Annotated in this window: 14 protein-coding genes and 2 pseudogenes; 13 read left to right on the plus strand and 3 right to left on the minus strand. The window is 57.5% G+C overall.

The window, feature by feature from the left end:
* The first annotated feature begins 20 nt into the window (after positions 1–20).
* From nodS to istA, 12 genes and pseudogenes are all read left to right on the plus strand, one after another.
* Positions 21–650 (plus strand): nodulation methyltransferase NodS, encoded by a 630-nt coding sequence (gene nodS / locus BMW76_RS34075; RefSeq protein ID WP_015004744.1) that lies wholly within the window; start codon positions 21–23, stop codon positions 648–650.
* A gap of 12 nt (positions 651–662) precedes the next feature.
* Positions 663–2,381: a nodulation protein NodU gene (gene nodU, locus BMW76_RS34080; protein ID WP_090873245.1), complete on the plus strand. Its 1,719-nt coding sequence runs from the start codon at positions 663–665 to the stop codon at positions 2,379–2,381.
* 211 nt (positions 2,382–2,592) lie between these two features.
* Positions 2,593–3,192 carry an adenylyl-sulfate kinase gene (gene cysC / locus BMW76_RS34085; protein WP_012406742.1) on the plus strand — a complete coding sequence of 200 codons (600 nt, stop codon included), beginning with the start codon at positions 2,593–2,595 and terminating at the stop codon, positions 3,190–3,192.
* Positions 3,193–3,403: 211 nt separating this feature from the next.
* Positions 3,404–5,002, plus strand: a complete 1,599-nt coding sequence (locus BMW76_RS34090; RefSeq protein ID WP_090873246.1) for an efflux transporter outer membrane subunit — start codon at positions 3,404–3,406, stop codon at positions 5,000–5,002.
* Positions 5,003–5,099: 97 nt separating this feature from the next.
* Entirely contained in the window at positions 5,100–6,251 is a 1,152-nt protein-coding gene (locus BMW76_RS34095) for an efflux RND transporter periplasmic adaptor subunit (protein ID WP_090873247.1), read from the plus strand.
* A gap of 11 nt (positions 6,252–6,262) precedes the next feature.
* Positions 6,263–9,316, plus strand: a complete 3,054-nt coding sequence (locus BMW76_RS34100) for an efflux RND transporter permease subunit (RefSeq protein WP_090873248.1) — start codon at positions 6,263–6,265, stop codon at positions 9,314–9,316.
* A 175-nt stretch (positions 9,317–9,491) separates the two neighbouring features.
* The gene (locus BMW76_RS34105) at positions 9,492–9,953 is read left to right on the plus strand and encodes a glycoside hydrolase family protein (protein ID WP_245763500.1); all 462 of its coding nucleotides are present in this window, start codon (positions 9,492–9,494) and stop codon (positions 9,951–9,953) included.
* Positions 9,950–10,963, plus strand: coding sequence for a substrate-binding domain-containing protein (locus BMW76_RS34110; protein WP_012406737.1), 1,014 nt, complete (start codon positions 9,950–9,952; stop codon positions 10,961–10,963). Before BMW76_RS34105 ends, BMW76_RS34110 begins: the two co-directional genes overlap by 4 nt.
* A 738-nt stretch (positions 10,964–11,701) precedes the next feature.
* Positions 11,702–14,371, plus strand: coding sequence for a glycosyltransferase (locus BMW76_RS34115; RefSeq protein ID WP_090873250.1), 2,670 nt, complete (start codon positions 11,702–11,704; stop codon positions 14,369–14,371).
* Entirely contained in the window at positions 14,371–15,810 is a 1,440-nt protein-coding gene (locus BMW76_RS34120) for a radical SAM protein (protein ID WP_090873251.1), read from the plus strand. Before BMW76_RS34115 ends, BMW76_RS34120 begins: the two co-directional genes overlap by 1 nt.
* Before the next feature lie 540 nt (positions 15,811–16,350).
* Complete coding sequence (locus tag BMW76_RS34125; protein WP_090873252.1) at positions 16,351–16,911, plus strand: hemerythrin domain-containing protein; 561 nt, start codon at positions 16,351–16,353, stop codon at positions 16,909–16,911.
* A 219-nt stretch (positions 16,912–17,130) separates the two neighbouring features.
* Positions 17,131–17,877: pseudogene (istA, locus tag BMW76_RS34135) on the plus strand (IS21 family transposase); the annotation flags it as partial.
* Between the two features lie 70 nt (positions 17,878–17,947).
* Here the strand turns inward: istA and BMW76_RS34140 are convergent.
* A complete protein-coding gene (locus BMW76_RS34140; protein ID WP_090873253.1) occupies positions 17,948–18,271 on the minus strand; it encodes a tyrosine-type recombinase/integrase in 324 nt (107 codons plus the stop codon).
* A 73-nt stretch (positions 18,272–18,344) separates the two neighbouring features.
* Between BMW76_RS34140 and BMW76_RS34145 the strand changes: the two are divergent.
* Positions 18,345–18,563, plus strand: a pseudogene (locus BMW76_RS34145) (ATP-binding protein); the annotation flags it as partial.
* 675 nt (positions 18,564–19,238) lie between these two features.
* Here BMW76_RS34145 and BMW76_RS34150 read toward each other — a convergent pair.
* Together BMW76_RS34150 and BMW76_RS34155 are read right to left on the minus strand one after the other, a co-directional pair.
* Positions 19,239–20,381: an amidohydrolase family protein gene (locus BMW76_RS34150; protein ID WP_090873254.1), complete on the minus strand. Its 1,143-nt coding sequence runs from the start codon at positions 20,379–20,381 to the stop codon at positions 19,239–19,241.
* Positions 20,382–20,383: 2 nt separating this feature from the next.
* Positions 20,384–21,691, minus strand: coding sequence for an MFS transporter (locus BMW76_RS34155; RefSeq protein ID WP_090873255.1), 1,308 nt, complete (start codon positions 21,689–21,691; stop codon positions 20,384–20,386).
* Positions 21,692–21,725: the final 34 nt, after the last annotated feature.

Below are 21,725 nucleotides of genomic sequence, written 5' to 3' on the forward strand. Positions count from 1 at the left end.
TACTAGTAAGGTAGACCAAATTGAGAAATGTAACGAATTTCGAATTACTCCGTCGAGAATTGGACGCGGACGACCCGTGGCAACTGGACAGTAATCCCTTCGAACTCCAACGCCATGAGCAAATGCTCCGAATGTCACTCGTCGACGGATCTGTCTCCAACGCGTTAGAAGTCGGATGCGCGGGAGGAGCGTTTACGGAAAGATTGGCACCTCACTGCCAACGGCTCACCATTATCGACGTCATGCCACAAGCGGTCTCGAAAACACGCGAACGTCTGAAGGAGCCACCGAACACGGTCTGGATTGTTTCAGACGTACAGCATTTTTCGACCCACGACAAGTTCGATCTGATCGTAGTGGCGGAAGTTCTCTATTACCTCGGCAACATCGCGGAGGTGCGCGCCGCTATCCGCAATCTGGTACAGATGCTTGTACCTGCTGGTCGGTTGATATTCGGGTCGGCGCGTGACGCCAGTTGCCGGCGGTGGGGACACCTTGCCGGTGCAGAAACGGTCTTGGAAATTCTGAAAGAAGAACTGACCGAAGTCGAGCGTGTGGAGTGCGTCGGTGAGTCGCCCAATGAAGACTGTCTGCTCGCGCGCTTCCGGAACCGGGCTTTCCTTTCACCTCAACCCAATTACCCTGTTTGAGTAGGGGATACTATGCGCATTTGTGGCCTCAAGTTGACACACGACGGGGCAATCGCCGTTGTCGAGGATGGAAAACTGGTTTTTTGCATCGAACAGGAGAAGCGGGAAAACAATCCGCGATATCAGGAAATCGAGAACCTGGACGCAGTTGCGGCCGCATTGAGCGAAGGCGGCTTGCGTATCGAAGATATAGACCAGTTTGTTGTCGACGGCTGGGACGGCGAAGTGGAGTCACAGTTTCGGATGGTCAGTGGCTCCACGCTGGTCAGCCTAAATGGTGCTCCCTATACCGAACGCAAAGCGGACCATCTTCTCGCTTCGGTCGAGGGCACCGGTCTGCTGGTCGGCGGAGAGTCACGTACATATAAGAGCTATCCTCATGTGTCAGGCCATGTTGCCTCCGCGTACTGCACCAGCCCGTTCGCCCGAAGCGAGCAGCCCGCGTTCTGCTTGGTCTGGGATGGTGGAATGGTGCCGAGGCTATACCACGTACAACGCCACGGAGCACGCCTCGTTGACTGCCTGTTTCCGGTCATCGGCCAAATATACGCTGCGGCTGGTCATCATTTTGGGCCCTATAAGAAGGCGGGAGGCGCGGAGTGGGATCTGGGCGTGGCCGGCAAGCTAATGGCATATATCGCGCTCGGGTCCCTCGATGAAGACATCGTCGCTGAGTTTCGTCGGCTTTACCAGGAACGCTTTGCCGGCGATACGGAACTTGCGCGAAATTACCGCCAAAATGTCCATATTCCGGAAACATCGCTCGCAGCTGTACGTGACTTCTTCGAAGCAAGCCTGCCACAACTAGAGACCAAGCCTCACGAAGACGTACTCGTCTCCTTTCATACATTCCTTGAGCGTCTTCTCGTTCACGAAATGGGAATGGCGCTCCTGCGACATTCGATTCCGGGGCCGCGAAATTTGTGTATCTCTGGCGGATGCGCACTCAACATCAAATGGAATAGCGCATTACGTGCGAGTGGCTTGTTCGACGCAATCTGGGTCCCGCCCTTTCCGAACGATAGTGGATCGGCGATTGGCGCCGCTTGTTGCGCGATGGCAGCGGACAAAGGCTTTGTACCGTTGGAATGGTCGGTCTATAGCGGACCAGCCGTGAAAACTGGCGATGTGCCGGCCGGATGGACGGCGTCACCTTGTTCCATTGCGGAACTCGCCCGGATACTCGCGGATAATGAACCCGTCGTTTTTCTTGCCGGCCGCGCCGAGTTGGGGCCTCGAGCATTGGGTGCCAGAAGCATCCTGGCCGCTGCGACTTCGCCCGCAATGAAGACTATTCTCAACGATATCAAGCATCGAGAGCATTTCCGCCCCGTGGCACCAATATGTCTCGAAGACCGTGCTCCTACCGTATTTTGCCCCGGTACTCCAGATCCCTACATGCTGTTCGATCATCACACGCGCGCGGAATGGCAGGACAAGGTTCCTGCCGTTGTGCACCTCGACGGGTCGGCTCGATTGCAGACTATCGCAAGAACTTCCGAGCATCCGGTAGCCCAACTGCTGATCGAATACGAAAAGCTCACAGGTCTTCCATTGCTCTGCAATACCAGCGCCAATCATCACGGGCGAGGCTTCTTCCCGGACGCTGCTTCAGCCTGTAAATGGGGACGCGTCGAACATGTATGGTGCGACGGTCTTCTATTGAGCAAGGCATGCGGCACCGGCCTGCCATCGTCAACCGACGAACCCGCCTGCTATGCACCAGTATGAGTGGGAAACGACTTCGCCGCTCGGCATATTCCAATTCGCTGCGCTGGGACCTTGACTGATAGGCGGCAACCTGCCGCGTCGACAGAAGATCCGTGGGATGTTCATTTCCTGATCTTCCACGCTTACAGTAACTGGCGTCACGCTGCTGCAATGCTTGAGCGCGCGTACCCGAATTCCAGCAACCATCCCCAACCCGCTTACGTAGGCGTGTATGACGAACGAGGCATCGACTTCACATCTTTACGCACACGACTTTCGCATTGATCCTGAGTCGAGACGACGGTTGCTGCGACAAACGCCCGCCATTCTGTGGTTCACCGGTCTATCCGGGTCTGGAAAATCGGCTATCGCCGATGGGGTTGAGGCACGTCTTCATGTGTCCGGCCGCCTCACCTACACTCTCGATGGCGACTCCGTCAGGCTTGGTCTTTGCAAGGACCTCGGCTTTAGCGATGATGATCGACACGAGAACGTACGGCGCGTTTCGGAAGTTGCAAAATTGATGGCTGACGCCGGCCTCGTTGTGCTGGTGTGTCTCATCTCACCCTTCCGCTCGGACCGCGAACTCGCCAAGTCCATCGCAGGGAAGCATAACTTTGCTGAAATTCATGTCCACGCATCTTTGGCCGTAGCCGAGGCTCGCGATCCCAAAGGCCTTTATCGGCTCGCGAGACGTGGCGCAATCCAGCATTTCACCGGCGTCGACTCGCCATATGAACAGCCGACGGCACCAGACGTCTTCATCGACACTTGTTTGCTGTCGATTAATGAGGGCGTCGAAATTGTGTTGAACTGGCTTGACAGGCATTGACCATGCGCGAAGGATGTTCGCAACCTGTTATAAGATCCGCGCGCCCGAAGTTCCGCTGCGGAAGCGAGCCAAATATCGCTTCAAATCATTCATACCTTACATTGGCCTCCTTGCAGGAAGACCGGCGCAGCGGGGACGGGTAAGTTCTGCATCCGCAATTTTGATAACACGCCGCTCACGCGAACTAAGGTGGAAGGTGGATAGGTGTTCGATGACGTCAACCGCAGTTGGTCGCAGCCGTTTGCATCGGCAGCTTAGTAGTGCATTTCGGCGCCGTATAGCGCTTCACGTTTGCGCGCGCATCGCACTGGTTACAGTCCTGCTTTCACAGTTTTGTTTGCTGTCGGGTTGCGCGGTGGGCCCCGATTACCGCACGCCCCCCCCGCCCGCCACAGAGACGTACACGCCCACGCCGCTGCCCGACCAAACGGCGTCGTCGCCGGGCGCATCGGGCGTCCCCCAACAGTTCGTCGCCCGCCAGGACATTCCCGCGCAGTGGTGGACGCTCTTTCATTGCGAGCCGCTCGATGCGCTGATTCGCGAAGCGCTCGCCAACAGTCCCAACGTCGCTGCGGCGCAAGCGGCGCTCAGGCAGGCCGGCGAGAACCTGCGCGCGCAGATGGGCACCACGCTGTATCCGTCCGTCGATGCAAAGGCTAACGCGACACGCGAGAAATTCAATGGCGTCACGTTCGGCCAGCCCGGTCTACATAGAATATTGAATCTGTACAACGCGTCGGTAAACGTGTCGTATAACCTCGATGTGTTCGGCCGCGCGAGGCGCGAACTCGAATCGCTACGCTCGCAGGTCGATTACGAGGGCTTCCAGTTGCAAGCTGCGTATCTCGCGTTGTCGGCAAACATCGTGACGGCGGCTGCCAAGGAAGCGTCGCTGCGCGAGCAGATCGAAGCGATCGAACGCATCGCCACCGACGAGGACGCGCAGCTCGGCGTGTTGCGCAAGCAGTTCGAGCTTGGCGGCGTGAACCGCACCGCGGTGCTCTCGCAGGAAACGCTCGTCGCGCAGACGCGCGCGACGTTGCCGCCGCTGCGTCAGTCGCTCGATCAGACGCGTCATCAGCTAGCCGTGCTCGCGGGCAAGCCGCCAAGCGACACGGGCGTGCCCGAGTTCAAGCTGTCGATGTTCACGCTGCCGCAGAGCTTGCCCGTCAGCGTGCCGTCGTCGCTCGTGCGGCAGCGGCCCGACATCCTCGCCGCCGACGCCACGCTGCATCAGGCGAGCGCGCAGGTCGGAGTCGCGACGGCGAACATGTATCCGCAGCTCACGCTGTCGGCGGGCTACGGCCCGCAGGCACTAACGCCCGCGGGCCTGCTCAAGTACGCCGACATGATCTGGAGCATCGGCGCGGGCGTCACGCAGCCGATCTTTCGCGGCGGCCAGCTGAGCGCGCAAAAGCGCGCAGCCGATGCCGCCTTCGATCAGGCCAACGCACAATACCGGCAGACGGTGTTGCTGGCGTTCCAGAACGTCGCCGATACGTTGCGCGCGCTCGAACACGATGCCACCGGCCTGCGCGCGCAGACGGAAGCATGGCGCGCAGCGCGCGATTCGCTGGATCTGACGCGCGGCCAGTTTCGCATTGGCGGCGTCAGCTATCTGGCGTTGCTCGATGCGCAGCGCCAGTACCAGCAGACCGTCGTGAATCTCGCACAGGCGCAGGGCGCGCGCTATGCGGACACGGCGGCGCTGTTCCAGGCGCTCGGCGGCGGCTGGTGGAACGACACGGCGACGAGCCAGGCAGCCCAAGCCACGTCGGCACCGGCCCCGGCGTCTGCGGGGCCGCAATGAATCCTTTCTCAACCGCCGCGCGTCGCATGCGGTCAGAGGGCTGCGTCGAAGGACGAGTTTGTGTCTTATCAGTTTGCGGTGCAAGGAAAAGACGACGATGACAACGAAGAGACCCATGACCAGGCGGATGATCATCATGCTGATCTTCGTGTGCTTGCTGCTCAGTGCGCTGGTCGGCTTCAATCTGTTCAGGGCGCACATGATCAAAAAGTTCATGGCGAGCAATGCCGTGCCGCCCGCGACCGTCACGGCCGCTGTCGCAGGCTATCAGACGTGGCAGCCGCAGCTTGCCGCCGTGGGCAGCCTGCGCGCGGTGCGCGGCGTCGACGTGACGACGGAAGTGGCGGGGCTCGTGCGCGAAATCGCATTCAGCTCGGGCCAGGAAGTGAAGGCAGGCCAGGTGCTCGTGCGCCTGAACGACGATTCGGACCGCGCGCAGCTCGCGTCGCTGCAAGCCGCTGCGGAACTCGCGCAAACCGTCTATAAGCGCGACAAGGCTCAGTTCGACATTCAGGCGATTGCGAAGGCGCAACTCGACGCCGATGCCGCCGACCTGAAGAGCAAGAAAGCCCAGGTCGACCAGCAGGCCGCGCTCGTCGAAAAGAAAACGATACGCGCGCCCTTCGCGGGACGCGTCGGCATCACGACGGTCAACCCGGGCCAGTACATCAATCCGGGCGATGCGATCGTCACGCTGCAAGCCATCGATCCGATCTACGCCGACTTCTATCTGCCGCAACAGCAGCTCGGGCAATTGCAGGTCGGCCAGGCGATCGTCGTCGATACGAATGCGTTCAGCAACCGCACGTTCGACGGCAAGATCCGCTCGATCAATCCGCGCGTGGACAGCACAACGCGCAACGTGCAGATCGAAGCGACCGTCGACAACCGCGAGCGCAAGCTGCTGCCCGGCATGTACGCGAACGTGAAGATCGACGCGGGCACGGTGCAGCGCTATCTGACCTTGCCACAAACGGCGATCACCTATAACCCGTACGGCGCGACCGTGTTCGTCGTGAAGCCCGGCGCGCAAAAGAATGCGCAAAACAAGATCATGCCCGTCGCGCAGCAGGTGTTCGTGACGCCGGGGCCGACGCGCGGCGATCAGGTCGCGATTCTCAAGGGCATCGGCGAAGGCGCGCAGGTCGTGACGAGCGGCCAGCTGAAACTGAAGAACGGCACGCCGCTCGTGATCGACAACCGCGTGCTGCCCGCGGACAACCCGAATCCGACGCCTCAGGAACAATAAGAGGCCGCGCGATGAAATTCACCGACATCTTCATTGAACGCCCGGTGCTCGCATCGGTGGTGAGTCTGCTGATCCTCGTGCTCGGCTTGCGTTCGCTCTCCGTGCTGAAGGTCGGCGAATATCCGCAGACCGAAAACGGCGTGGTGACGATCACCACGTCGTACTACGGCGCGAGCGCCGACACGATGGCCGGCTTCATCACGCAGCCGCTCGAATCCGCGATTGCGCAGGCCCAGGGCATCGACTACATGTCGTCGACGAGCAGCACGGGCGTCTCGACGATCACCGCGACGCTGCGCCTGAACTACGACTCGAATCGCGCGCTGACGGAGATCAACACGCAGATCGCGTCAGTGCGCAACCAGTTGCCGCCGCAAGCGCAGCAGCCGGTGCTGACCGTGCAGGTGGGCCAGACCACCGACGCCATGTACATGGGCTTCTACAGCGACGTGCTGCCGAGCAACAACGTCACCGACTATCTGCTGCGCGTCGTGAAGCCGAAGCTCGATTCGATCCAGGGCGTGCAGACAGCGGAGATTCTCGGCGGCCGTCAGTTCGCACTGCGCGCCTGGCTCGATTCGAACCGGCTCGCCGCGCACAACGTCACGGCCGCCGACGTCTCCACTGCCCTCGGCAACAACAACTATCTGGCGACGCTCGGCACGACCAAAGGCCAGATGATCAGCGTCGATCTGAATGCGGGCACGGACCTGCATTCCGTCGACGACTTCAAGAAGCTCGTCGTCAAGCAGAAGAACGGCGCGATCGTGCGCCTCGAAGATGTCGCGAACGTCGTGCTCGGCGCGGACAACTACAACTTCAATGTCGCGTTCAGCGGCAAGCGTTCGGTGTTCATCGGCATCAAGGTGGCGCCGGATGCGAACGTGCTCGACGTCGCGAAGCGCGTGAAAACGATCTTCCCGGACCTGCAGAAGCAGTTTCCGACAGGCATGACGGGCGACATCGTCTACGACGCGACCGACTTCATCAACACGGCGATCGACGAAGTGGTTAAGACGCTCGTCGAAGCGCTGCTGATCGTGACGGTCGTGATCTTCCTGTTCCTCGGCAGTTTCCGTGCGGTGATCGTGCCCGTGATCGCGATGCCGCTCTCGCTGATCGGCACGTTCTTCGTGATGCAGCTGTTCGGCTATTCGATCAATCTGCTGACACTGCTTGCGCTCGTGCTCGCGATCGGGCTCGTCGTCGACGATGCCATCATCGTGGTCGAGAACGTCGACCGTCATATGAAGGAGGAAGGCAAGCAGCCCCTCGAAGCCGCGCTGATCGCCGCGCGCGAACTCGGCGGACCGATTCTCGCGATGACGGTCGTGCTGGTTGCCGTGTACCTGCCGATCGGTTTCCAGGGCGGACTGACGGGCGCGCTCTTCACCGAATTCGCGTTCACGCTGGCGGGCGCCGTGACCGTATCGGGTGTGATCGCGCTATCGCTATCGCCGATGATGTGCTCGCGCTTTTTCCGCACGGACCAGGAGTCGGGCCGTTTCGCGCGCTTCGTCGACCGGCAGTTCGAGCGCGTGCATCGCGGCTATGGGCGTCTGTTGCATGCGATGCTCGACACGTGGCCTGTGTTCATCGTGATGGGCGCGCTGCTGTTGTGCGGCACCGTGTATCTCTTCACGACGTCGAAATCGGAGCTTGCGCCACAGGAGGATCAGGGCATCGTGCTGTCGCAGATCCAGGGGCCGCCGAACGCGACGATCCAGCAGATGCAGACTTACGCGGACCAGGTATTCGACATCTCGAAGCAGTTGCCGGAGTACTCGCAGATGTTCCAGCTGACGGGCGCGCCGACGCTGAACCAGGGCTATGGCGGCGTGCTCTTCAAGACGTGGGACAAACGCAAGAGAGGCGCGACACAATTGCAGAAGGAGCTTCAGCAGAAGTGGGACGGCATTGCGGGCGCACGCGTCGCCGCGTTCCAGTTTCCGCCGCTGCCGGGCGCGCAGGGCTTGCCCGTGCAGTTCGTCATCAGCACGACGGAGCCGTTCGAGAACCTCAATGAAGTATCGCAGGCCGTGCTGAACAAGGCACGCGAAAGCGGCATGTTCCTTTTCGTCGACAGCAACCTGAAAATCGACAAGCCCGAAAGCGTGCTGCTCGTGGACCACGACAAGGTCGCTTCGCTCGGGCTCTCGCAAAGCGATGTCGGGCACACGCTGGGCGCGGCGCTCGGCGGCAACTACGTCAACTACTTTTCGATCGCGGGCCGCTCGTACAAGGTGATTCCGCAGGTGCTGCAAACGGACCGGCTGAACCCGTCACAAGTGCTCGACTACTATTTGCGCACGCCCGATGGCAGCGTGATTCCCGCATCGACGGTCACGCATCTGAAGCAGACCATCGTGCCCGAGTCGATCAATCACTTCCAGCAGCTCAATTCGGCGACGATTTCCGGCGTGCTCGCACCAGGCATCTCGCAGGGCGAAGTGCTTGACTTCCTGCGCAAGGCCACCACCGACGTCGCGCCGACGGGCTACACGGCCGACTACTCGGGCCTGTCGCGGCAGTTCGTGCAGGAGTCCGGCGGCTTCGTGATCACGCTGCTGTTCGCGACGATCATCGTGTTTCTCGCGCTTGCTGCGCAGTTCGAGAGCTTCCGCGATCCTGTCGTGATCCTCGTGTCGGTGCCGATGGCGCTGTTCGGTGCGCTCATCTTCATCAACGTGGGACTCTCGACGCTCAACATCTACACGCAGGTCGGTCTCGTCACGCTGATGGGCCTCGTCAGCAAGCACGGCATCCTGATCGTGCAGTTCGCCAACGAGCTGCAACGCGCGGGACGCGGCAAGCGCGAGGCGCTCGAAGAAGCGGCCGGCGTGCGCTTGCGGCCGATCCTGATGACGACGGCGGCAATGGTGCTGGGCGTGCTGCCGCTCGTGATCGCGTCGGGCGCGGGCGCGGCGGGCCGCAATGCGATGGGGCTCGTCATCTTCTCGGGGCTGTCGATCGGCACGCTGTTCACGCTCTTCGTCGTGCCCGCAATGTATATGTTGTTGGGTGCAGACCATCACCTGAAGTCGAATCAAACGGGTGCAGTTTGATCCGACGATCTGCACAGGTGGGAACGATTCACACACAATCGGATGCTGGACACCGATCCTTACTGGTACGAGCCGCTCGATACAGATGTATTGCAGAACTAGGCCTTCCGCACCTCCCCAGTCTTCAGCTCCGAACGGCGACGGCTGGCACATGATGTTCATCACACGAGAGCCCGTGGGCCCAGCGATCGGACGCGGCGTGCTTGGGCATGCGGTGTCGCGCGATCTCGAACACAGATCGCTGCGCACGCCGCTGTTCCGCTCGAAGCTATTCGGGCAACTGGAAGTACCGCAGGTCTTCGAGCATCAGGGCCGCTGGTACTGCCTGTTCTGCACCGCGAAGGACCATATCGAGCCGATGTATTGCCGCAAGCGCATGTTCGCGTCCATGAAGGGCACGCACTATCTGATTGCCGATCATCCGCGAGGCAAATGGAAGCTGGTCGCGGAAGAAGACTTTCCAGTCGGCAATGCAGCGGATCGCTCTATTCCTGCCAGATCGGAGGGATCTCTGATCCGATGCCCGTCCATGTACTTGATGATGGCAGGGTTGCAGGTTGACGCGTCGCGTCGCGCTACGGGGTCGGTGGCCCCGACAGGTTGGGCGGGACAGCGGCAAGACCGGGACACGCGATGAAACTCAAAGATCTTGCGCACAAGCTTGGAATGTCGCGAACCACGGTCAGCCGTGCGCTCAACGGCCACCCGGAAGTGAGTGAGCGCACCCGTGAGCGAGTCATTGCGGTTGCGGCGAGCGTCGGCTACCGCCCCAATACGATGGCGCGGCACCTGGCAACCGGGCGCGCCGATGCTATCGGCATCATCTGTCCGCCCACGGCGCATGATCTAGGAGATCCATACTTCCTCGAAGTCGTGTCCGGCATGACTAAGGCCATCGAGTGCACCAACAAGGATCTAATCATTGCATCGGCCTCTAACGTCGACGAACTTCGTACCTACGAGCGGATGGCTGAAGGACGCCGCGTCGACGGCATGATCGTCACGCGTACCAAACTGAATGATCGCCGGCTGCAGTATCTTGTGAAAAAGGGCATCCCGTTCGTTGCGTACGGCCGCAGCATCCTTCCAGGTCCGTACTCCTGGTTTGATTTCGACACCGAGGCCGGAGTACGCCAGGCAGTCGAGCGGCTTGTGAACCTTGGCCACCGCCGGATCGCGTTGCTCAACGGACCATTGGAGTTGCATTTCACAACACAGGCGCGTAAAGGCTACATTGACGCCATGGCCGCCGCCGGTCTGCCCGTAAACGCGCGCTACATGATCGAAGGTACGCTCAGCCGCGCCAGCAGCTACGAAGCAATGACGCGTATTCTTTCATGCAATCCCAGACCGTCTGCCGTGATCGTGGACAACCCTCCATGCGGCGCCGGTGCCGTGCGTGCGCTTGTTGACGCCGGGGTTATGCTCGGAAGCGAAATGTCGATCATCGTCAATGGTGGCCTCCCTCCAGACACGCTCATGGGCTACAACTTCACAATCCTACAATGGGCCGTTCCGCATGATGTCGGTGTGACGATCGTTGAGTTAATGCTTGCAGTGCTCAACGGCAAGCCACCCGAGAAGCTGCACGTTCTTTGGCAGCCTAGCCTCGAGATCGGCAATTCGGACGGGCCCTGCATCGACTAGATATAGGTATTCACAAGGTTAGGGACACACTATAGGTATTCACAAGGTTAGGGACACACAGAAATTACCTTGATTCGTGTATTATCTAATGCTCGAAGTGATTCCGTAGCATTTGCCCGAGAATGGGTCCGCTACTGCAACAATCTTCCTTACCTCGCTCAACGTCACGAACGATATTCCCGCATCGCCGGACACGTTCGGCACGGCGATGGCCCACGGACCGGAACGAGAAAAACAATTCAATTTTGCTGTGCGGCAAGCGTTGGTCGCGGTCGCGTTGCACGGCTTCCTGAGTGACGGCCTCGCAAGCTCCGGCGATCGTCCTCGCGGACAATTGCCGTGCCGGCGGCCGGTGTCTGCTCCCGCAGTACGGTGGATTCACAGAATGCTGTCATCCACGACTTTACTTTCCAACAATCTATCTGCATTTCGAAGGATTTGGCTGCACGCGGCCATTCATTGTCATCCGCTTGACGAGCGCGTCGTCGGTGCAGCTCTGGAATGTTACCGGGGCGGTTTGGAGGTTTCGGTCATCCCGTACGCGAACGTCACGTCGCGGAAATTGCATCTGCGACACGACGCGCTTCATTGTCTCGACCGGGCATAGTTCGAAGCCCAGCGGGCCATGAGGCACCGTCGGAAATCCCGCCCCCAACCACGGCGACATCGTGTCGCAAATAGATGTTTTTTGGTCGCGATTATGATTCATATTCACAATTTGTTTTAGGGTGATTCTGAATGTGTCATAAAGATATGCATGCCGCGGCCATATTTATATCATTTGATGCCGTCGCCGTATCAGGCATCACAGTTGAGGCGTCAAAAATGGCCAAAATTCTTGCGCGGAATCAGATCAAGTCTTATCTCGACCTGGGTTACGATATAAAGGTCGATAAAGGAAAATTCGGCAAGCCTTACGACTACGAAAAAGAGATTTATAGGGGTATATTCGATCTGGTTCGTATTGACGATATCGATTCTATTCCCCACTACAGCGTTGATTTCCTAACGCACTCGCACAATGTTCTGATGGGCCGAGTTCCACCGGCTTCTTCCAAAGAGCAGGAAGAACTCCTGCTTGCAATAAGCGACTCTTCTCTGCGACTGGCACATCGAATCCTTCAGCTATGGGAAGAGCTGAGCATCAGTTATGTGATTGTCGAGAATGGTACGCTTCCGGAAAATATTATCTATACCAAGGCGCTGTATATGGCGATTGAAGATTACGGGGAACGTTATTGTTTAGAGAATTTCGTCGTCTGGCGCGATCACGATCTAATGTGGAACAGTGAAAAAAATGCGATGAAATACGGCGCAGCGCCTTATCCTCATGCCATTAAGCCTGTTAAATCCAAGTATATAACATACGTCACACTCAATAATCACCTGAAAAATAAATTAGAAGAGTGGTGTGATTACGAAGTGAACGTCAAGGTTAAAAAAAATACCTATAATTTCACCGGACACGGTAAACATACTAATATCAGGGAGAATTTCTTTATCCGCGATAGCGACATTTTGATCGCCCGCACCACTCGCATTATTCCGCAAAAGCGTTTAGACCGCGATGTTTATCTGGTCCATCGACTAAACCAGCTTTTCAGTCGGAACGATATCGACCGGAAAGTTTTTTTGGTTGTGTCAGGCGATCCCAATGAAAACCATCCTTACCATCATGAACTGAATGCATTAGCCAAAAAATTAGATGTTGAGACATTTATCAAATTTATTGGTCCACTTCGGCACAAATACATGCCTTCACTGGAAGAGGCCACTACTATCGAGGATTTATATTACTCCTGCGATCTGGTCTCTTTTCTTACTTCGTGGGATTACGACAGCTACGGGAATCCTGTTGGAGAAGCGATTAGCAACCAACGCTGCTACAGCACTACCAGCTATGAATATTATTGGGAAGTCTATGGTCAGTATGGATTTGAAGCGCCGGTTCTGAAGATATCACAAGAGCGGGATGGCTTGCCTGATGAGGTATTTGTTAGGGACGTGTATCTGCTGCTCAATAATAAGCAGTTAATGAATGACGTTGCCCGGAGGAATTTTTCTATTGGCAAGCGGTTACTTTCTGATAACGCAAGTTGCATCCTAGACTTGAATTGCTCTGCAGGAAAAATGCGCGATACAGTTTTTGTATCAGTTGTGCTGCCAGTTTATAACGAAAGCGATCGAATCTGCGAGGTATTGCGTTCCCTATTTCACCAAAAAACACATGACAGCTTGATTACTCACGACGGCTATGAACTGATTTTTGTGGACAATAATTCGACGGACGACTCCGTCGAAAAAATTAACACTTTCAAAGCTCAAAACCCATCCATGGATATTTATACTCTTCATGAGCCCATTCAGGGCGTCTCGTCCGCCAGAAAACGCGGCATGGATTACGCTTCCGTGCGTTCAAAAGCGCGTGACAGCCGTCTTGGAGTTCAGAAAAAACACTATCTTGTTTCCGCCGATGCGGACTGCACCGTAGACTCTTACTGGTTGCACGCGCTGATCAAAAAAATGGTGGAGGCAAATGGGGATATTGGCACCTGCAATTACTACTACAACGAAGAAGCATTCCTCGATCGCCCCAACCTTTTCCGGGAAATCCAAAAAACCCTGCGCTGCCGTGATGTGTCGTTTTCGCTCTTCGGCGGCTTTCCGGACGGCAAAGGTTTTGCCGTTGAGCGCACTCTGTACGACAAAGTGGGAGGTATCGAAATTTTCTACCAGCTGAACAATGGTCGCTTTGTCGAACACCTCTCCGACGACTGGGACTTTGGGATCCGGGTAATCGCGGGGGGTGGCAAGCCGGTTTACGCCCGGGATTCACGTGTGGAAATTAACAGCCGTCGCGTAGATACCATCATAGAGGAAGTGATCAGCGGTACTGCCTATGGACAGGACGGCATCATCATTATGAAAGACGTACGTCCGGATGAGGAAAAGCAACGGCCAACGCTGTACGACACGACTCCCGCACAGTCACAGCAGGCCTGGTGCTACTCCATTAAAGACTACGTTCCCAAAAACATTGTGTTGCCCGCGCTGCTCAACCCGCAGATTTTGCTGGAGAACGTCGCCGTGCGTGAATTTTTTACCAGGCCAGTGGCTGACCGTCTATATCAGCGCATCCATGAAATTAAGTACGATTCAAGAATTATCGACTTCAAACGGATCCATGCTTACAAAACCCCGGCCTATCGGCTCTATTTCGAGTTCCGTGATGAAATTTTCAGTGCCATGCGCCGCGCCGTTGGTGACGATATCGGTTTTCCGCCGCCGTTGCCGGAGTGTTTCGATGTGGTGAAACCGGAAGATTTCGAGCGTTTTGTCTACTATTTCTGTGAAGATCGTGAGTCCGGCGAAGCGCATAACTACTTCGCTAACGGCGGGGTATTCTGATGAATAGCGAAACCCTGAATTCACTAAACGATATCGATACGAATTATCCGGTTCCGCGAGTACATGATTTTCTCGCCCACCCGGAGAACTTCGCATTTCTGGAGTATGTTCTTAAAGATCCGTTCGGTTGCCACGTTTTCCCTGGCGATATCTGTGGTTATCCACTCGCCGCTTTCCTTGATGACATGGAGCGGGATATCAAACAGGCAAAACAGATTCATCTTTGGTCATATATCCCCACCTGCCGCTACCGCTGCCATTTCTGCCAGTACCCGACGCTTATCCTGAATCCACAGGCCACTTCCTCACAGGCAGTGTTCCGGGATCTGGTGGATTACAACATCAAAGAGGCCACTATGTGGCTTCAGAACGTTCCGTGTCTCGCACAGGCCGAAGTCGGCGAGTTCAACATTTTTGGCGGTACACCATCGCTGCTTCCTGAGCCTGAGTTGCGGCGTCTAATGGATTTTTATCAGGGCCATTTTAACCTTTCTGTTGCTACCATGCGCTTTGAAGGCGAGCCGGGTACCCTGACCAAACAATACCTGCGACTGTTAAAAGAGTTGGGCTTTACCAAAATCAGCTTCGGTGCCCAAGCTTTCAACGACCGCATTATCTCAGCCTGCGGACGTATGCACTCCGCCGAACAGTGCCTGGATGCAATTTTTAACGCGCGCGAAATCGGCTTCGACTGGGTCAGCGTCGACCTTATCTACGGCATGCTCGGCCAGAGCGTGGACGATGTGAAATATGACATCGAGAAAACCCTCGAACTGGAACTTTCTCACGTGGTCTGCACCAAGATACACATGGAAAACTTTCTGAAAAAGCGTACCAGTGTTTCCGGAGAGCGAGAAAGTCTGTGGCAGAAAAAAGGGCTTATTAACATTCATAACATGAACTTCCCGGGGCTGGGTAAGCAGTATCAGATGCGCGATCTAATCGAACAGTACCTCTCGTCCGGATATGTCGAACATCCGACTACGTACTTTCACCAGAACCATCAGCATCCGGAGAAATGGAAAGGGCTAGTGACCGACCTCGATAAGCAGTACCCGGAAGTGGCGATCGGTCTCGGCGGCAGCTCGAAATGTACCCGGGCCGAGGCCATCAACGTCACTGGCTACAGAAAATACAAGGCAGCTCTGGATGAAAACCGTCTGCCCATTGAGGAAAGCCGAGGAGTCTCCCCACTTCAGCGCGAAGTGAACGCTTTCAAAATGGCTCTCTCCACACTGGTTCCGGTGAATGACAACGTGTTCGGGCGGCGTTTTGATGGCAGAAGCTTCTTCGACAATCCGATTATCCGCCCCACGCTCAGAACGCTGGTTGATAAAGCGCTGGTCATAATCGATAGCGATGTGGTAACCCTTACCCCCAACGGAGTTACGCTGGTCGAAGCCGTGATTAACACCCAATTCGTGACACCCGAAGTCTGAAGAGCGCACTGGGATCGCCACTGTGGTACCGGACACTGCCTACACCAAGGTTGATGAATCGGTCCTGCACCGGAACTTGCGCGGCGATCGGTATTTCCAGGCACCGTGCGGATACTCGCTGCAATTTGTCAAAACGCGTTGGCCGGGTTTTGCGCAACCACGCAGAATTCAACGTCTCGCGCTGTGTGATCTAACCCGGCAAGCTATGTCCACTGTATTCGGAATGCCCCCTCTTCGGTATAGATACTTTTATCGGTACCGGGTGGTCCCGGCAATCGGACGCGCAATTATCCGGGAGATCGGCCACCACATCGAAGCGCCTATAGCCGCAAAGCCGCGAACAGGCCGTCCGCAGCGGGCGAGCTCCGCCTTCCAATACCACAGTGTATTGATCTGTGTCAGTCCTTCTTGGCGTGCGCCTGGTAACATTTCGATTGTACCGGTCGCGCTACGCTGCGGCACTATCGATCACGCCGACAAGGACTGCATTCACCGTTTGGTTCAGGCAGTCTGTACCTGACCATTCCCACGGAGCATGTCATGCCGGACTCACTTTCTGTATGGCACACCGAGCACGTTAGTTTTGCCCGGCTACTCGATGTTCTCGAAGAACAGGTAGCTGTGCTCCATCGGGGCGAGAGTCCGAATTACGGACTTATGAACGACATCCTTTACTACATGCGGAATTTTTCGGATCGTGTTCATCATCCGCGCGAGGATGTCGCGTACGCTCGGCTTGCCAAACGCGATCCCGGGATTCAAGTCGTCGTGAACCGAGTTCTGCAGGAGCATCGCGTGATTGCCGCAGCCGGCGATGAACTCCTGCATCGCATCAATGAAGCCGCTGGAGATGTCATCGTCTCTCGCACGGCTCTGGAGGCGGCCACGGCCACGTACCTTGTGTACTATCGTCACCACCTTTCTACTGAGGAGCGAGATTTGATGCCTCGCGCCGCGCAGGCGTTGACGGAAGAGGACTGGGCAGCGGTCGATGCCGTCGTTTCTGCTAGCCCCGATCCGTGTTTCGGAGAAAAGGTGCTTGAGCGTTTCGAGGCGCTTCGCAAACAGATCGCAGTAGATGCGCGGATGCAATGCACATGAGCCGGCCGCCGGTCGCTCCTTGCGCAACTAGTACTGCAGGCAACCGGTCAATGGCTCTCTGCGCGGCGACAATCATCTTGGCCGGTATAGCGACAGAGGTTTTGGCCGTTGGGGAGAGGTCGGAGGCGGCGTAGCCGCCGGAGAGCTCTCCCCAACGGCGGCGCCGAGTCGGCTGGGTTCTACGATGGCTGATCAAATCAAGAAGAAGCGATCAGCCGCATGTCCGGAACCCGTATTACCGACCAACAGGTTCGCCTCTACATGTCCAAACGCAAACATCACTCTCAGGAGATCGCCGCCGCGAAGGCCGGCATCAGCGTGCGCAGCGCGCGCCGCATAGAACGAGACGCCTTACTGCCATCCCAGAAACCTCGTCGTTACTGGCGTTCCCGTCCCGACCCCTTCGCTGACGTCTGGGATACTGAAGTCGTTCCGATGCTCGCGAACGCGCCGGAACTTCAGGCGGTCACGATCCTGCGCAAGCTTCAGGATGATCATCCCGGGGAATATCCCGACAGCACACGCCGCACACTCGAGCGACGCGTGCGGCACTGGAGGGCGATGTCGGGCCCACCGAAGGAAGTCTTCTTCCCGCAGCTGCACGAGCCCGGCGCACGCGGCCTGTCCGACTTTACCGACATGGCCGAACTGCGAGTGACGATCGCTGGTGTGCCATTCGAACACCGGCTGTACCACTTCGTGCTCGCGTTCTCGCGCTGGGAATACGCCAATGTCGTTGAAGGCGGTGAGAGCTTCGAAGCACTGTCCATGGGATTGCAGAACGCACTTTGGCAGGCCGGAGGATGTCCGCGCGAGCATCGCACTGACAGTCTGTCAGCGGCGTTCAGAAACCTCGCGGACGAAGACGACTTCACGGTGCGCTATGCGGCGCTGCTCGAGCACTATGGCATGAACGGGACGCGCAACAATCGCGGCCTGGGTCACGAGTATGGTGCGGTAAAAAATATGTGCTGCTCGATAACGAACTAGGCCAAGGCAGTACCTTTGTGGAAAGCGAACAGCACATATTATTCGGTTACAAGGTGCGGAGGAAGGTCATCAGGTCGGGCTGATCCCGCCATTGCTTTTGTCCTTCGGCACCGCCTTCCACTTCGCATGTCGCCAGCGCCCGTGCCTTTGTTTCCAGATTGATCTCGGCGTAGATATTGGTCGTCTCCAACGAAACGTGCCCAAGCCAGCCGCGTATCGTATTGATGTCGACACCAGCCTGGAGTAGTAGCGAGGCGGTCGTATGCCGAATCACATGTGGGTGCACATTCTTGCCGGCAAGCGACGGCGCGTTGGCTGCAGCACGGATAGCGCAGCGCTTGACCAATGCATGAATGCCGGAGCGCGTCATCGTCTGGTGGAATCGATTGAGGAACACCGGCGCGTCTGCGGCCAACAAAGGTAGAAAAACCCCTCAATTCCATATAATCACCGCCAACCAGCCGTTCTCGGGCTGGAATGACGTGTTTCCGGATCCCGGCATGACCGTCGCTGCAATCGACCGGCTCGTCCATCATTCGACGATCTTCGAGATGAATGTCGAAAGCTACCGTCGTCGCACGGCCAGCGACAAACAGAACAGCCGGCGCCGACAATCATCCGGCGACAATCAACAACAAGGAGCGACAACCATGACCGGATAACTACCGACAACCATCCCGGTCGACCGGCCAAGATGATTGTCGGTAAACCGGCCATGCTGCTTGACGCTATCTAGCTCTCCTTTCGCACATTCTGCCGTCGTGGGACGGTCACGCATACGTGATGGCCGATCTATGATCGGCGGGAGCACATCCATTCTGACATGAAGGCCGTCGCGAAGGCTTGACGAATGATTCGCCTGCCGAAGATCGAGAGTCGAGACGAGACCTCGTCGCCCGACATCACTTGCCGCACACGATATTGTTACGTGCGGCGGGCTGGAAACGTTGCAATGCTGACTTGGGTCGCGAACCCAGCGAGCCGGGCACGGACCAGTAACCCCTAATGCTCGGGTGTAGTCGTGCAGAAGTCAAATGCACCGGCACCCAACTCCGTCGGAATCAGGCAAAGACGATTGCCTCCATTGACACACAGGCCCCGGCAGCCTGAAAACCAACTGGCTCTTTCGCGATAAGAAAATCGAGATGAGAAAGCTCCGAGACTCTGGCGATATCATTGTCTTGCACTGCCCCCTTGCGGACCTAAGAACGATGCGCTCACACTTATGCATCAGTTCCATGCCGATATTATGTCGGCGTGGTAACCCAGCGGTGCACGCTTGAATGATCGACCTCGAAACTCTGCAGCGCTCACGATAGATACTGCGCCGCCCAGGCTCACGGTGTTGCACGAAATGCGAGACGGTATATCTCTGTCGCAGTTCCACGGAATAACCCCTCGCGTTCCTGCACGCTCGCCTGCGCAGTCAAGAGCTTGAAAGCATTCCAGCCATTGTTGTAAGGATACGAGCCTTTGTCGACTGGGAAATTGCTTTCGAACATACAACGGTCTGCGCCGAAGGCCTCGATACACGTATACATCCACGGTTTCCATGTCTCGGCGAGTTGAGCAGATGAAGGCGGCCGCTCGCCTCTCTCAAAGTGAAACGCGTTGATGCGCATGCCCAGGCCGCCAACCTTCACATACACATTGGGCAACCGCGCCAGTTCGCGCATCGAGCGCGACCATGCGTCGAACACTTCCTTGCCTTTGTCTGCGTAGCTGGCGATGCGCACGACACCGCCACAATGGTTAATGATGAACGGGATGTCGGGATAAGTCTTCGCCAGATCTAACAGCTCGGGTAATTGAGGGAAGAAAAGCCACGCATCATACGAGAGACCCAGTGCCCCGAGTTGCGCAACGCCCGCGCGGTAGTCCGGATCGAGTAGCAGTCCGTGCGGCGCGGCCGACAATGGATTCACGAGCGTTGCGTCTGGGTCCCACGTAACAAGGTGTCGCACGCCCCGCAAGCGACCACCGCCGGCCTGAAGCTCCGCTTCAAGAACCTCGCGTACCTCGGCACCACGACGAAGGTCCGCGAATCCTACAATGCCCTTCGCGACCTGCGGCTTGCCCCTCTGCAACCGGTCCGTCACCTGAGTCACATATTCGATTTCGCCAACCGGGCGCAATTGGTCGGGGCCGGATTTCCGGTAACGTGTCAGTGCTTGCATGTACACCGACGCGGTGATGTTGTGCCCTGAGTTCGCATCCTCGAGATATTCATCGAGCAGGTACGTCCATCCCGCGCGCTCATAGAGATGATGATGCGCGTCGATGATTGGCATGTCCGCTTCGAGCGCGGCTTCGGTCCCCGAGGCGAGCCACGCCGCCCGAACAGGAAGGTAGTTGCTTGCCGTGCTCATGCTGCGCGTTTCCTCTTTGGTGAATTCCTGCCGCGCAGTGGCCGCTGGAATTATGATCGATGCCGCCGCCCCGAGGAGTCGGCGACGCAGAGGCGAGCGAAGCTGTGCCATCTTCACTTCTCCGTATTGAAGGCATAGAGCGAGAAGCCCAGAAAGGACGTGACCAGCAGTACGACCGACAGACCGATCATCCCGGCCGTGAACGTACCGAAGCTGTCCTTGAGATAGCCCACGAGATACGGTCCCGCAAAACCGCCAAGCGCGCCAACCGAATTGATCAGCGCAAGGCCGCCGGCAGCGGCCTCTCCCGAGAGAAACCTGGCAGGCAACGTATAGAAAATCGTGCGGCCCGCAATCGTTCCGATGAGTGCCAGTGTGATACCCGTCATGGCGGGCACCAGTTGATGGAAGTGGGTCGATACGCCGAGCGCCACCGCCCCAATGAAAAGACCCGCGGTCAGGTTCGCGACATGTCCGCCACGTCGATCAACACGGTTGGCCCACCAGAGTAGCGCAATGGTTGCAAAGAAATAAGGTACCGCCGAAACCCACCCTGTTCGCGTCACGCTCATGCCATGAGCTTTGAGCATCTGCGGCAGCCAGATGCCGATACCGTAGGAGCCCATCGTGAAGCCGAACGAGATTGTCGCGAGGAGATACGTACGCACATCCTTCAACGCGGCGGCGAAACCCTTTTTCTTCTGACTGGCTGTGCCTTCGCGGTCGAAAGCGCTCTGCAGCGCTTGCCGTTCCTGCAACGATAGCCACTGGGCATCGGCAGGCTTGTCCGCGAGCATCTTCAGCACGAGGAAGCCGAGCACGCACACCGGCAAACCCTCCACGATGAACATCCATTTCCAGCCAGCCAGCCCAAGGAAGCCGTCCATATCGAGCAGCCAGGTGGAAAGCGGACCGCCGACGAGCGACGAGAGCGGCGTCGAGACGGTGAACCACGCGAGCACGCGAGTCCGGTAGCTTGCCGGAAACCAGACTGCGAGAAAGAAGACCACGCCAGGGAAGAAGCCCGCTTCGCCCATGCCCAGCAAAAGACGGATCGCGTAGAAGCTGATCGGACCCACGGCAAGCGCCGTGGCTGCAGCGAAAATGCCCCACGTAATCATGATGCGCGCCAGCCAGCGCCGCGCCCCAAAGCGATACAGCACGAGATTGCTCGGCACTTCGCAGAGGCAGTAGCTCGCGAACATGATGCCGGCACCCCAGCCAAACTGGGTGGCGGTTAGACCAAGGTCGCGATTCATTGTCAGCGCAGCGAAGCCAACGCTGGTGCGATCCAGGTAATTGAAGAAGTATGCGAGCGCGAGAAGAGGAATAAAGCGCCACGCGGCCTTTTTCACCGCCTGCTGTTCAAGCGTGGAGGCGGCAGGACTGTCGGTTGCAAGATTCGAGGAAATGGATGCCATGTATCGTCTCCTGCGGAATCACTGGCCGGGTGAA

This window comes from Paraburkholderia diazotrophica (assembly GCF_900108945.1).
GTDB classification, from domain to species: Bacteria; Pseudomonadota; Gammaproteobacteria; order Burkholderiales; family Burkholderiaceae; genus Paraburkholderia; species Paraburkholderia diazotrophica.